Raw genomic sequence first — 13657 nt, 5'->3', positions numbered from 1 at the left:
ATGAATATAGAATAAATTATAAATAAATCGAATTTTTAGACAATTCCAAAGGGGGTATAGTTTTGAATAAGGTATACATAGATGGAAAGAGTTTAACTATTGAAGATGTTGTTAATGTAGCTAGAAATGGATATAAAGTAGAGCTTACTGAAGAGTCAGAGAAAAAGGTTATAAAAGCTAGAAACATAGTCGATAAGTTCGTTGATGAGGAAAAGATAGTTTATGGAATAACTACGGGATTTGGTAAATTTTCTGATGTTGTTATAAGTAAAGAAGAAACGAAGATACTACAAAGAAATCTAATAATAAGCCATTCTTGTGGAGTAGGAGAATGTTTTAATGAAGAGGTTTCAAGAAGTATAATGCTTCTTAGAATAAATAATCTAGCAAAAGGAAATTCAGGAATAAGATTAAATACTTTAAATATTCTTATAAAAATGTTAAATGAGGGAATCCATCCATTAATACCACAAAAAGGATCACTTGGTGCGTCTGGGGATTTAGCACCACTTTCTCATATGGTTTTAGTTATGATTGGTGAAGGAGAAGCAATCTATAAAGGAGAAAAAATGAGTGGTATAGATGCTTTAAAGAAAGCCAGTATAGAACCTGTTACTCTTACATCAAAGGAAGGTCTTGCACTTATAAATGGAACTCAGGTAATGACTGCAGTTGGGGCACTAACTGTATATGATGCAGTTAATTTATTAAAGACTGCAGATATTGCAGCGGCACTTACTATGGAGGCTCTTAATGGAATAGTTACAGCTTTTGATAAAAAGGTTCATGAAGTTAGAGGACATCAAGGTCAAATAGATGCTGCTAAAAATATTTTAAATATATTAAATAATAGTAATATGACTACTACTCAAGGAGAAGTTAAAGTTCAAGATGCATATACTCTAAGATGCACTCCTCAGATTCATGGAGCTAGTAAGGATGCTATTGACTATATAAAGAAAAAAGTAGAGATTGAGATAAATGCTGCAACTGATAACCCACTTATATTTCCAGATGTAGAGGAAGTTATATCAGGAGGAAACTTCCACGGACAACCTATGGCTTTAAGTTTTGACTTTTTAGCAATAGCACTAGCTGAAATTGCTAATGTATCAGAGAGAAGACTTGAAAGACTTGTAAATCCTGCATTAGGAGGACTTCCAGCATTTTTAACTAAAAAGGGAGGGCTAAATTCTGGATTTATGATAGTTCAATATTCTGCCGCTGCACTTGTTTCTGAAAACAAGGTTTTAGCACATCCAGCAAGTGTTGATTCGATACCATCATCAGCTAATCAAGAGGATCATGTATCTATGGGTACTATAGCTGCTAGAAAAGCTAGAGAAGTAATGGAAAATGTAAGAAAGGTACTTGCTATGGAAATGCTAGGAGCAACACAAGGAATAGACCTTAATGAAAACAAAGGTCTTGGAGATGGAACTAGTATAGCATACAATCTTATAAGAGAGAAAACTAAGACAATAGAAGAAGATATTATAATGTATAAAGAAATAAACAAATGTGAAGACTTAATAATCTCAAATATAATAGTTAATAAAATAGAAGAAAAGGTAGGAAAACTTAATTAAGTGAATTTATATAAGAAACAACAAATGGTATAGTTTAAAAACTATACCATTTATTGTAATGATAATTAAAATTTCTAAAATACAATTAGGCGTATGCCTTAATAAAAAGAGGTTGTAGTTATGGATATTATAAATATAAAATTTTTTAATAATCATAGTGTATATAAAAAAAATGATATCATCTGTTTTCCTTATAAAAAAACTGAGGCACTCTTTTATTATTTAGTAATAAACAAAGAAGCTAGCCGAGATGAACTTGTCAATCTTTTATGGGAGGATTCAAAGGAGAGTACTGCAAAGAAGAATCTTAGAAATGCAATGTATCAAATAAGAAAAGTATTTGATATGGATATAATAATATCTCCTAAAAAAAGTACTGTTAGTATAAATCCAAGCATACATATAAAAACAGATTTAAATGATTTTTTAAGTAAAGAAGATGTATATTTTGAAAATGGAAAGTGTGAGTTTTTAAAAGGACTTATATTGAAAAATAATGAAAATTTCAATTGGTGGATAAATAATGAAAGACAAAAGTACAAGGATATAAATATAGATAAGTTATATAATAAAAGCAAATTATTAATGAAAAAAAGAAAATATGAAGAAGCTTTAGTATGTGCAAAAGCATTTATGAATGAGGATGAGTTTGATGAAAGAGCATATAGAGCTTTGATGAATATATATTATGAGCAAGGAGCTTTTTATAAGGCTATACACTTATATTATAAGCTAGAAAAAATGTTAGATGTAGAACTTGGAATAAAGCCAGATAATACTACTTATCAGTTGTATAAAAAAATATTAAATGAAAAAAATATAAGCCAGATAGAATTAAAAAATCAAAGCTTATTTTACTATAGAGATGAAGAAATAAAATATATACTTGATAATTATAATAAATTTATAAGAGGAAAAAATTCAAAATCAGTACTTATAACAGGTGAATTTGGGATAGGAAAAACAAAGCTTAAAAATGAGTTTGTAAATAATATTAATAAAAAAGAATCTTATTTAATAGATATAGATTGTTATGCGGTAGATAGAGAAAGCTTATTAAAGCCTTGGCATGATATACTTATAAGCTTGAATAAAATAATAAAAAAAAATAATATAAATATACAAAAGTCTTGGAAACAAAATATAGATACTATATTCCCAGTGTTTGACATGAACTATGATAATTGTGAAAAACTAGATACATTGAAACTTGAATTAATAAAAAACACTATTATAAACATAGTTGACAAGGTATCATTACATAAAAAAATTATTATATTAATAGATGATATACATTGGATGGATAAAACGAGTATAAGCTTGTTAAAAAGTTTACTTATAAGACAAGATAATATAAATTTGATAGCGACTGCTAGAACTTCTGATGAATACAATATAGATAGCTTTAAAAACTTTATGCTACAACATGATAAATTAATAAAAATAAAACTAACAAGATTTGATCAAAGACAAGTATATGAGATATCTAAATCAAAAATTAATAAATATAAATTTAATAAAAAAATATCAGATAAGATATACAGAGAAAGTGAAGGAAATATATTCTTTGTAAATGAAGCTATAGATAATATAAACAATCAAAACAAAGATAAAATCTCAGATAAGTCTAATCAAAAGATAAAAAGTATTTTAATTGATTTATCTCTTGAGTCAATTAAAATACTAGATATAGCCTCTGTATTTTTAGAAGGATTTAATATAGATATATTAAAGATGATAACTGGAAGACCAGGACTAGAATTAGTAGACCTGTTAGAAGAATTAGAAAGAAAAAACATTATTAAAGAAGATGTATATAACGGTAAAAATAAATATGTATTTACTCATAATAAACTTAGAAAATATATATTTAATAATCAGAGTAACACTAAAAAAAGAATTATTTATGAAAAAATAGAATATATATTTAATAAGAATTCGGATAATATTAAGCACGATATATTATTCTCTAAGCTAAAAGGATTTAATTTTAATATAAAACATATAAAAGAAAATAATATAGCTTTAAAGAATTAGAGTTTATCCGAAAGCTAAGAGTTCTAAGACTCCATCTTCTTCAGGTTGGAGATGAGAACTCTACAGCTTCTGGATAAGTTCAACTAACCTTCAGATGGAGTTACAAACTCCACCTGAAGATAAGTTTCACTTGATTTAAGGAGGGTTATATGGGTAGATGTTCTAAGATTAATTATGAAAGTATAAATTCTTATCTAGATAAAATTTTAAATAACACTAATGAATATAGAGGTAAATTTAAAGTATCAACAGGATTTAATAATATAGATAGATTGATAGGAGGAGGAATAACCAGTCAGCTTTATGTATTAGGTGCCATGAGTAATTTTGGAAAGACAGACTTTTTAAATCAAATAGGAGATAATATATGTAAGCAAGGGCATGATGTTATATTTTTCTCATACCAAATGAAGCAAAGAGAACTTATAGATAAAAGCTTATGCAGAAATCTATTTTTATTAAATCCTAAAAGATATAAAAAAATTGATTCCTTTAATTTAGACTATGGTGATATAGATAGAGAATCGTTAAAATTAGTAGTAGATAGATATAAAGAAGAAGTATCTCAAAGAATGCACATTATTGAGTGCGACTACAAATTTTCAATAAAACATATAAAAGATGCAATAGAGAATCATAGAAAAACAAAAAAAACAAAGCCTATTGTAATAATAGACTATATACAAGCAATTAAATCTTTGGATATTAAAATTGATGATAAACAAAGAAATGACTATAATTTAACTCAATTAAGGGATATGGTAAAGAATCTAGATATACCTATTATATGTATATCATCTCAAAGTAGAGCTTCATATTTTAAACACTTAAGCTATGATAGCTTTAAGGATACATATGATATAGAGGATATAGCAGATGTAGTTGGATATTTGCAATTAAAAAATATGTCAGAGCAGTTTAAAAATGGAACTGATATTGAAAAAATAAGAAAATATCATGAATTTAAGAATCAATATCCTAGAAAAATAGATTTTGTACTGCTAAAAAATAGAAGTGGATTAGATTATAAAATAGAAACTTTATACTATTATTATAAGAATAATTATTTTTGTAGTGAAAGAATAAAAGAGAGCATGTAATTACATGCTCTCTTAATTTTTAATCATCATGATCGTCATCATCATCATCAAAGTAAAAATCTAATTTTTTCTTGTCGCATGTATGTTCTTTTTCGTCTACATAGCATAAAACGTTAATACGAGCCTCGCCTGTTATTTCAACTTTAATTTCATATTCTGCTTCTACAGAAATAGTAGGGCATCCACTCTTATTTATAATCATTGCTCCTAATGATACTGGTTTTTTAGAAAGATTACACAGTATTTTTTTTCCGTAATAATCTACACCTTCAAATACTGGTATAGATATGTTTTGTGAGAACTTTTCGTAAGTTTTTACTACATTTGTACTGTCATTTTCTTCATACCAAACGTGCACTTCAAATTCTCCCATAACTTTTACTAACATAAAATCATTTGATATATCAACGATTTTACTCTCTTCAATACTAGCATTTCTAATAGCAGAACCTAGAATTTGAGTAGGTAGTACAATATCATCAACGTCTAAGCTTATAGTATTTTGACATAATTGCGTTTTTTTACCGCAAACTGTATTAGTGATAATAGTTGTTATACGCTTTTCTTGTTTATACTTATTATCCATAATACCCCCTCCTTCTCTATACTTATATATATTATTCAGGTTCAAATAAAAATGTGATATTAAAATCAATATTTTTTTTGAACTAAGATTTAAATAAAAGCATATAAGTATATTAAATATTTAATTTAAGGGGGATTGATATCTTGAAAGCTCTTGTAACTGGATGTGCAGGATTTATAGGATCTACTTTAAGTGAGAGATTATTAGATGAAGGATTTGATATTATAGGGATAGATTCTTTTACTGATTATTATTCTAAAGATATAAAAGAATTTAATTTAAAAAAATTAATGTTAAATGATAAATTCAATTTGGTAAATGAAAATCTAGTAACCTGTAATTTGAAAAAGTATATAGATGTAGATTATGTATTCCATCAAGCAGGTCAGCCTGGAGTAAGAGGCAGCTGGGGGTATGATTTTGAAGAATATATATACAATAATATATCTGCAACCCAAAAACTTTTAGAAGTATCTAAAAATTTTAATATAAAGAAGATAATATATGCTTCATCATCTTCAGTATATGGAAATACAGATACTATACCTATGAAAGAAACACAAATAACAAGACCATATTCTCCATATGGAGTTACTAAGCTTGCAGCAGAAAATTTGTGCGATCTTTATAGTAAAAACTATGGATTACCAGTTATATCTCTTAGATATTTTACAGTTTATGGTCCAAGACAAAGACCAGAAATGGCTATAAGTAGATTTATAAAAAATATATTATATGATAAGGAAATATATATATACGGAGATGGTAAGCAGGGAAGAGACTTCACATATGTAGATGATATAGTAGATGCAAATATAAAAGCTGCGTATTCAAATGTTAAATCAGATATATTCAATGTTGGAAGTCAAAGCCCAATAAAGCTTATAGATGTAGTAAAAATAATAGAAGATATTATAGATAAAAAAGCTAATATAAACTATTTAGATTCTGAAAAGGGAGATGTAAAGGATACGTATTCTGATATAAGTAAGATAAAGGAATGCTTAGGATATAAATGCAAATTTGATCTAGAAAAAGGTATATATGAGCAAATAAAATATATGAAAAATCTTCATTTAAAGTAACACAATTTGATATAGAACATATAATATAGAGTAAATAAGTTACAAATCAATCTAAAGGGGGAATTATAAAATGAAATATCAAGAAAAATATATAGGAAGTAAACATGACTTATATACATTTTTAAAGGAAAATTATACAAAACTAATGAAAGAAATTCTTGAAATAGAGGGAGAAAAAGTAGAAATTCCTGATGATAAAGAATTAGTATATAAGGTAAAATATGAAAATGATGAATTAGAAGGATCTTATGCTGTTAAAATAACTTGGGCAAATCAAGAGGAATTTGAAGAAGAAGAGGAAGAAGAAGTTGAATTTTAAAAACTAAGTTTAACTCTATATAGGGGGGCGAAAGCCCCCATTAATTTTATCTATTATAAATTCATTATATTTAAGGAGGAGAACATATGCCAGTTAAAGGTGAGGATATAACTCCTGTTTTAAAGGAATATGATATTACTGTTAAGGGTATTAAATTAGAATCTTATAAAGGAAAAAAAGGTGTTTGGTGGATAAATACAGATAATGGTTATAAGATACTTAAAAAGCAGTCTTTTCCATACAAAACATTAGATTTTATTATAGATGCAGTTAATCATTTAAATAGCAATGGAGTTTATATACCTAATATAATAAAGACTAAATCAGGAAATGATTATGTTATAAAGGATGGAGTATGCTTTGTGCTTAGTGAAGCAATTGACGGATCTACTCTAAATTATTCAAGTGATGAAAATGTTAGAAGAATAATACATGAACTTGCTAGATTCCATAAGGCATCTAGAGGATTTAGCCCAAGAGAAGATTATAAAGTTAGAACACATCTTGGACTTTGGATAGAAAAGTATGAAAAAGATATGAATAAATTAAAAAAATACTATAATATGGAACTTAATAAAGATGAACATTCTGAGTTTGGAAAGATTATACTTAAAGAATATCCTCATTTTTATGAGAGAATAAAAAATTCAATAGAAGCATTCTATAAAGAAGCTTATAGTGATTGGGTTAAGGAAGTAGAGGAAAATGGAGGTCTTTGCCATCAAGATTTTACAGCTGGAAACTGCATATTAGAAAATTCAGGAAGATTATATATATTAGATACGGATTCATTGACTATTGATATACCTCTTAGAGATATTAGGAAGATATTAAATAAGATAATGAAGAGAAAAAATGATGGATGGGACTTAGAGCTCACAAGTAAGATACTAAAATGCTACAATGAGCAAAATCCTTTGAAAAAGTATCAGTGGGAGCTATTAAAACCTACATTGACATTCCCTCATTTATTCGTAGGAATAATGAGTAAATATTATGAAAGAAGAGAAAAAACTTGGACAGAGCAAAAATACATCAAGAGATTAAAGGAAATGATATCTATTGAAAAATCAGTAGAACCTATTATAAATAATTTTGAAGATATTATTCCAATGTAGGGGGGAGAGAAATGTCAACTTTAAACCAACTAGCTAAGGATGTTTTACTAAAGTATGATATGGAAGTAGAAGAGTTTAAATTAATTCAAAATAGTGGGCTTAAAACTATATGGAAGTTTGACTATAATGGAAAAACAGCTTGTCTTAAAAGACTTAGACACAGTAAGGAGAGAGCTCTATTTTCTGTAAATGCACAAGTATATATCCGAAATAAAGGCGGACATGTTCCAAGTATATATTTAAACAATGATAGTGAACCTTTAACAGAATATAATGAGCAGTTGTTCGTAGTATATGAATGGATAGAATCAAAGGACTTACATTTTGGAAAAGCAGAGGATTTCAAAATTGCAATGGAGGCTCTTGCTCAGTTTCATGTAGATTCTATAGGTTATATATCTCCTGAAGATGCTAAAATATCATCAAAGATAGGAAAATGGCAGAGCCAATATGAATCTATGAAAAAAAGAATGCTAAAGTGGAAAGATCAGGCTTCTAATAATTTAAATAATAATTCTCATAAAGCTTATTTTGAAAATATAGATTCTATAATAGAGATTACTGATATGAGTATAGGAATGCTTGAAAAATCAGCTTATTTTGATATTTGTAATAATGAACTTCATAAATTCAGTTTATGTCATCAGGATTATGGAGTTGGAAATGTTATTTATTCAAAAGATGGTCCTTATGTTATAGACCTTGATGGAGTAACATATGATTTAGTTATAAGAGATCTTAGAAAAATAATAGGAAAGAAGATGCAAAAGGGAGGCGGATGGAAGGAGAATGTAATAAAGACGACTTTATCTTATTATGAAAAGTACAATAAGCTATCTCCCCAAATGCTTGAATTATTAAAGATAGATTTACTATATCCTCATTGGTTCTTTGGAGATGTTAAGAACTTGTATAAAAAGAATAAGAGTGTTAGTGCTAACAAGATAGAATTAATTACGAAATTAGAGCTTAGTAAGGTAAATTTATTAAAAGATTTATTCTAGGAAGGAGATATGTATGAAAATTGCATTTGTGTGTACGGAAAAGCTACCAGTACCACCTATACTTAGTGGAGCTATTCAAATATATATAACTAATTTACTTCCTATTTTATCAAAGTATCATGATATAACTGTGTTTAGCCTTAGAAATGATAAATTAAAAGATGAAGAGCAAAATGGGAATATAACTCACATAAGGGTTGCTGGAAGAACAAAAGCTGAATATGTAAATAATATAAAAGAAAGGCTTACAGATGAATTTGATCTTGTTCATGTATTTAATAGACCTAAGTGGATAAAAATACTCAGTAGCAATTTACCTAATACACCTTTTAGCTTAAGTCTTCATAATGAAATGTTCTTACCCAAAAAAATAGATGCTAAAAGAGCTAAGGAATGTATAGATAGAGTGGAATTTATATGTACTGTAAGTGAATTTATAGCAAATGGTGTTCAAAATCCATATCCAAATGCTAGAGGAAAGATGAATGCAGTTTATTCTGCGGTTGATTTAAATCTTATAAAGCCATTTTGGAGTGAGGGTGTTTTAAAAGATAGAATTGATATGAGGAAAAAATACGGTGTAGCAGATAATGCAAAGGTTATAATATATGTTGGAAGGTTATCTAAGAAAAAGGGTCCAGATGTTTTGATAAAGGCTATGAAGAGTGTACTTGAGGATTATCCAGATACTAAACTTATATTTGTTGGAAGTAAATGGTATGGAAATAATGCGACTGATGATTATGTGAAAAATCTTCAAGCTGAGGCTAAAGAGCTTAAGGATAATATAGCATTCACAGGATTTTTAACTCCTGATGAAATACCTAAGTATTATAATATGGGGGATATGTTCGTGTGTACATCTCAATGGCAAGAACCTCTTGCGAGAGTTCATTATGAAGCTATGGCAAGTGCTCTTCCTATGATAACTACTAACAGAGGAGGAAATGCAGAGGTAATAAATCAAGGAGTTAATGGATTTGCAATTGATGATTATACTAATCCAGATGAGTTTAGTAAGTATATAAAATATTTTATAGAAAATGAAGAAAAGGCTATTGAGATGGGGAAGAAAGGAAGAAAATTTGTTGAGGAGCATCATAATTGGAATGTGATTGCTAATAGGTTGCTGAGGTTATTTGGTGGGGTTGCTAAGAAGTATAATAAAAAATAGTTTCTAAGCGAAAAATGATACTCATTGAAATACCGATACTTGGTTGATATTAACAAAAAGTATCTAATATTTCAACGAGCATCATTTTTTTATTTGAATTAAATTTTAATATCTAGACTCGGGTTAAAACACGGAAAAACCTTGTATCGGGTTAAAACCCGGAAAACCTTGTGAGAAAAATAAAATTATGATACTATACTCGTAGAAAGGATGTGAGAAATATTGAGTGATATTAAGAAGTTACATATTGATGAACTAAAAAAAAGGTTTGATTCATATGATACAATTAGTGTTGATGATTTTAATGATTTTTATAAAGATGTTTATGGAGAAATAAAAAGAAATACTGTAAGTTGGCTTATATATAAATTAAAAAAAAGTAGAGTCATTAGAAATGTATCAAGAGGACAATATGTTTTGGAAGAAGATGGGGAAGATCTTGCAACAGAATATGTTGTTATTACAATGGATATTATAAAATCTTCTGAAATGAATTATAAGAAGTTTAATTTAGAACTAAGTAAAAAAGTAAAAGAGTTAAATTTGGCAATTAAGCATAGCTATAACTATGAAAGAGAATTTTTTATTTCACAAGGTGATGAAATTCAAATTATATATCCATTTGGAAACGAAATAGTATATTTATTTATAATTACATTGTCTTATTTACGTCCATTTAAAGTCAGATATGGAGTTAGTTTTGGTATGAGTGAAGGGGAATTGAAAAGAAATTCATGGGAAATGAATGGACCGATTTTTTGGAATGCAAGAGACTGTTTAACCAAACTAAAAAATAGTAAAGATTATGATGGATTAGTTGTAAGTGAACATAATTATCCAGATAAACTTTGTAACAATATATTATCTTTAATTAATAAAACTATAAGAAGGATTACAGATAAACAATGGGATGCAATTAGATTTGAATTATCAAAAAAGCATATGGAGACTGCTTTAGAAGAACTTAAAATTAGCAAAACTAGCTATTATGATAGATTATATGTGTCGAATCTGGAAGAAATAATAAAATCTCTTGAAACAATAGTTCAGATTATGAAGAAAAGGAGATTGATTATATAATGTTTACAATATTAATGCTAATTTCACATACCATATCAGATTTTGTTATTCAAACAAATGAGGTTGTAAAACTTAAATCTCAAATGAAGTTAAAAGGATACTTATATCATGGTGTTGGAATTTTTATTACATCTACAATAATGATAATATTTACAAAATTAAAAAATGTTTCAGAATTAATATCAATAATTCTTGGAATTGTAGTGATTCATATAGTTATAGACTTTTTAAAGGAATTGGGTCAAAATCATATATTGAATCAAAGTAATTCAGAGATAAATGCTAAAAAAGAGATAGTACTATTTTTATCTGATCAATTAATTCATATAATCACTATTCTGTTAATAGGGAATAAAGTAACATTAGAATATAATATGCTAAATGAAATGTTTCTGAATGCAATTAATAGTGACAACCCCTTCACCAAATCTGATTTTAAAATAATATTTATTATACTATATATAGCTCTTTCGGGTGCATATTTAATTCCATTAATATTTAATCTAATATATGCTAAAGTGGGCAATTATAATAATATTTTGGATAAAAAGTTAAAAGAAAATCTTAATGAAATCGAAAAGAAGTTTGTTGATGAAGTGAAAACAGGTAAATGGATTGGAATATTAGAAAGAATATTAATGACAGTTTTTATATATAAGCATCAATTCACGGCAATAAGTTATATTATTGCTATAAAATCCTTGGCAAGATTTAAAATGTTGGATAGTAAGATATTTTCAGAATACTATCTTCTAGGGACTTTATTTAGTATAGTGTATACATTCTTTATATATTATACATTTAACAAAATAATTTAGAGTTATAATACATATATAGTAGTGTTTATAATAATATGATTTTTATTATTTAAGATTTTTAAACCCAATCTTTCAATATTACAAGTGATAAATTTTTTTGTTTAGCATATGTTATAGCTTCTCTAGCTAGATAAAATGCAGGACCATCTAACTGATTAACTGTTAATTCAAAATTATGAATGCTAATGTTACCTATCCCTATGCCACAATAAATATCCAGATTATTCAGTTTTTTTTCAAAAAAATCAATAACTTTTTGGTAATGGCATGGATATTTTAATAGTCCTTGCCATTCATCACCAAGAGTAATAATAAAATTACTAACAATTATGTTACTGTGCTCTTCATTTACTTCCTTTATGGCATCAATTAACTTATATTGTATATATTCTCTATCATGTAATTGCTTAGAATTTTTTATATCAAAAACCATTACTTGGTATATCATTACAAGCACCACCTGATTCTAGTATATTTAAAATATATTATATAAAGAGTATATGCAAAAAAAAATTATTTAGACGTGGGATTAGTATACTATTCAAAATGAGTAGAGAATACCAACTCATTATTGAATAATACTTTATATTTCTTCCATCTATTATAAAAGCCTCTCTCATATTATCCTTAACAAAATCTAAACCTTTAAATTCTTCCAAATGTGTTGCTAATAAGTATAATAAATAATAGTGTCTAAGCGAAAAATGATACTCATTGAAATACCGATACTTGGTCAATATTCTAATAAAACTAAAGATTGTGGCTTATTGAATATTCTAAAAGTTCTAAACTCCCTTTGGTCAGACAACGAACTTTCTTAACGAATATTCAAACACCACAATCTAAGTTTTATAGTAGAATATTAACAAAAAGTATCTAACATTTCAACGAGCATCATTTTTTAAATTTAAATGTTCGCTAAGTATTGCACCGAGTAAAATAGTACAGTATCTGAAAGGAAGATCGTCTAGGTTAGTGCAAGCGCAATTTTCAGAACTAAAGAAATGATATTGGGGTCAGCATTTATGGGTAAGAGGATATTTTTGTGCTACAGTAGGAAGTGTTACGGAATAAACAATAAAAAGATATATAGAAAGTCAAGGATTAAATAATAATGATGACATACTTAAGATAGAAGAATGAATTTAAGTCATATCCTTTTAGATTGCTTTAGCAGGGAAGTAGTTTAATATATCATTAACAGCATGATTGGCTATAGGATTATTACTAAATAATATTAATGAGCAAAAGTTATTTTAAAATTATTCCATATATTATTTTATGGAACTTGCTTTAAATTTCTGATACATTGAATTTTTATAATTAGTTCGATTAAATGTGTTTATAATATTATACTAACATCAATAATGCCTATAAGTTGCAAAGGCCTAATAAAGGATTAGTATTTCACTCTGACTTAGGATCTCAGTATACAAGCCTAGAGTTTAGTAAGTATGCAAAAAATAAAGGAATAATTCAATCATTCAGTAAAAAAGGTTGCCCTTATGATAATGCCTGTATAGAATCTTTTCATGCTATATTAAAGAAAGAAGAAGTTTATAGATTTAAATATTTTGACTACAATTCAGCAAGAATAAGATTGTTTGAATATATTGAAAGTTGGTACAATAGAAAAAGAATTCATGGGAGTATATGTTTTATGACTCCTGATAAGTTCGAAAAAATATCTAGAGTAAGTTAAAATTTCGATTTTTTGTGTCTAATATATTGACATAGATCCAGACAG

At 27.2% G+C, this 13657-nt stretch carries 12 protein-coding genes and 1 pseudogene; 11 read left to right on the top strand and 2 right to left on the bottom strand.

Annotated features, from left to right (window positions below):
- Nucleotides 1-62: 62 nt before the first annotated feature.
- The 3 genes from hutH to N4A48_RS06635 all read left to right on the top strand — a co-directional run bounded on the left by hutH (nt 63) and on the right by N4A48_RS06635 (nt 4726).
- Nucleotides 63-1589, top strand: coding sequence for a histidine ammonia-lyase (gene hutH, locus N4A48_RS06645; RefSeq protein WP_293665070.1), 1527 nt, complete (start codon nt 63-65; stop codon nt 1587-1589).
- Between the two features lie 120 nt (nt 1590-1709).
- Complete coding sequence (locus N4A48_RS06640) at nt 1710-3626, top strand: AAA family ATPase (RefSeq protein ID WP_293665069.1); 1917 nt, start codon at nt 1710-1712, stop codon at nt 3624-3626.
- A 149-nt stretch (nt 3627-3775) separates the two neighbouring features.
- Nucleotides 3776-4726, top strand: coding sequence for a DnaB-like helicase C-terminal domain-containing protein (locus tag N4A48_RS06635; protein ID WP_293665068.1), 951 nt, complete (start codon nt 3776-3778; stop codon nt 4724-4726).
- A gap of 19 nt (nt 4727-4745) precedes the next feature.
- On the opposite strand, the gene cotE is transcribed toward N4A48_RS06635, so the two are convergent.
- The gene (gene cotE / locus N4A48_RS06630) at nt 4746-5312 is read right to left on the bottom strand and encodes an outer spore coat protein CotE (protein WP_293665067.1); all 567 of its coding nucleotides are present in this window, start codon (nt 5310-5312) and stop codon (nt 4746-4748) included.
- A gap of 143 nt (nt 5313-5455) precedes the next feature.
- On the opposite strand from cotE, the gene N4A48_RS06625 reads away from it, so the two are divergent.
- The 7 genes from N4A48_RS06625 (at nt 5456) to N4A48_RS06595 (ending at nt 11910) form a co-directional block, all read left to right on the top strand.
- Nucleotides 5456-6397, top strand: coding sequence for an NAD-dependent epimerase/dehydratase family protein (locus N4A48_RS06625; RefSeq protein WP_293665066.1), 942 nt, complete (start codon nt 5456-5458; stop codon nt 6395-6397).
- Between the two features lie 70 nt (nt 6398-6467).
- Complete coding sequence (locus N4A48_RS06620) at nt 6468-6716, top strand: transcription initiation factor IIE (protein WP_293665065.1); 249 nt, start codon at nt 6468-6470, stop codon at nt 6714-6716.
- 86 nt (nt 6717-6802) lie between these two features.
- Nucleotides 6803-7834, top strand: coding sequence for a CotS family spore coat protein (locus N4A48_RS06615; RefSeq protein WP_293665064.1), 1032 nt, complete (start codon nt 6803-6805; stop codon nt 7832-7834).
- An 11-nt stretch (nt 7835-7845) separates the two neighbouring features.
- A complete protein-coding gene (locus tag N4A48_RS06610; RefSeq protein ID WP_293665063.1) occupies nt 7846-8838 on the top strand; it encodes a CotS family spore coat protein in 993 nt (330 codons plus the stop codon).
- A 13-nt stretch (nt 8839-8851) separates the two neighbouring features.
- On the top strand, nt 8852-10012 hold the full coding sequence (locus N4A48_RS06605) for a glycosyltransferase family 4 protein (protein WP_293665062.1): 1161 nt from the start codon (nt 8852-8854) through the stop codon (nt 10010-10012).
- Nucleotides 10013-10234: 222 nt separating this feature from the next.
- Nucleotides 10235-11092, top strand: coding sequence for a SatD family protein (locus N4A48_RS06600; RefSeq protein ID WP_293665060.1), 858 nt, complete (start codon nt 10235-10237; stop codon nt 11090-11092).
- Nucleotides 11092-11910, top strand: coding sequence for a DUF3307 domain-containing protein (locus tag N4A48_RS06595; protein ID WP_293665059.1), 819 nt, complete (start codon nt 11092-11094; stop codon nt 11908-11910). The genes N4A48_RS06600 and N4A48_RS06595 overlap by 1 nt, the downstream gene beginning before the upstream one ends.
- A 58-nt stretch (nt 11911-11968) precedes the next feature.
- On the opposite strand, the gene N4A48_RS06590 is transcribed toward N4A48_RS06595, so the two are convergent.
- Nucleotides 11969-12358 (bottom strand): SatD family protein, encoded by a 390-nt coding sequence (locus N4A48_RS06590; RefSeq protein WP_293665058.1) that lies wholly within the window; start codon nt 12356-12358, stop codon nt 11969-11971.
- Between the two features lie 912 nt (nt 12359-13270).
- Here N4A48_RS06590 and N4A48_RS06580 point away from each other — a divergent pair.
- Nucleotides 13271-13612, top strand: a pseudogene (locus N4A48_RS06580) (transposase); the annotation flags it as partial.
- Between the last annotated feature and the right edge of the window lie 45 nt (nt 13613-13657).

It is taken from the genome of Tepidibacter sp., assembly GCF_025210165.1.
Taxonomy (GTDB): domain Bacteria; phylum Bacillota; class Clostridia; order Peptostreptococcales; family Peptostreptococcaceae; genus Tepidibacter_A.
The sequence above is the reverse complement of the archived record's forward strand: the minus strand, read 5'-3'. Positions and strand labels throughout refer to the sequence as shown.

What these genes read in the sequence shown, in the direction of transcription:
- N4A48_RS06640 (WP_293665069.1), top strand. Translation starts at nt 1,710, where the DNA reads ATGGATATTATAAATATAAAATTTTTTAATAATCATAGTGTATATAAA.
- N4A48_RS06635 (WP_293665068.1), top strand. Translation starts at nt 3,776, where the DNA reads ATGGGTAGATGTTCTAAGATTAATTATGAAAGTATAAATTCTTATCTA.
- cotE (WP_293665067.1), bottom strand. Translation starts at nt 5,312, where the DNA reads ATGGATAATAAGTATAAACAAGAAAAGCGTATAACAACTATTATCACT.
- N4A48_RS06620 (WP_293665065.1), top strand. Translation starts at nt 6,468, where the DNA reads ATGAAATATCAAGAAAAATATATAGGAAGTAAACATGACTTATATACA.
- N4A48_RS06615 (WP_293665064.1), top strand. Translation starts at nt 6,803, where the DNA reads ATGCCAGTTAAAGGTGAGGATATAACTCCTGTTTTAAAGGAATATGAT.
- N4A48_RS06610 (WP_293665063.1), top strand. Translation starts at nt 7,846, where the DNA reads ATGTCAACTTTAAACCAACTAGCTAAGGATGTTTTACTAAAGTATGAT.
- N4A48_RS06605 (WP_293665062.1), top strand. Translation starts at nt 8,852, where the DNA reads ATGAAAATTGCATTTGTGTGTACGGAAAAGCTACCAGTACCACCTATA.
- N4A48_RS06595 (WP_293665059.1), top strand. Translation starts at nt 11,092, where the DNA reads ATGTTTACAATATTAATGCTAATTTCACATACCATATCAGATTTTGTT.
- N4A48_RS06590 (WP_293665058.1), bottom strand. Translation starts at nt 12,358, where the DNA reads ATGATATACCAAGTAATGGTTTTTGATATAAAAAATTCTAAGCAATTA.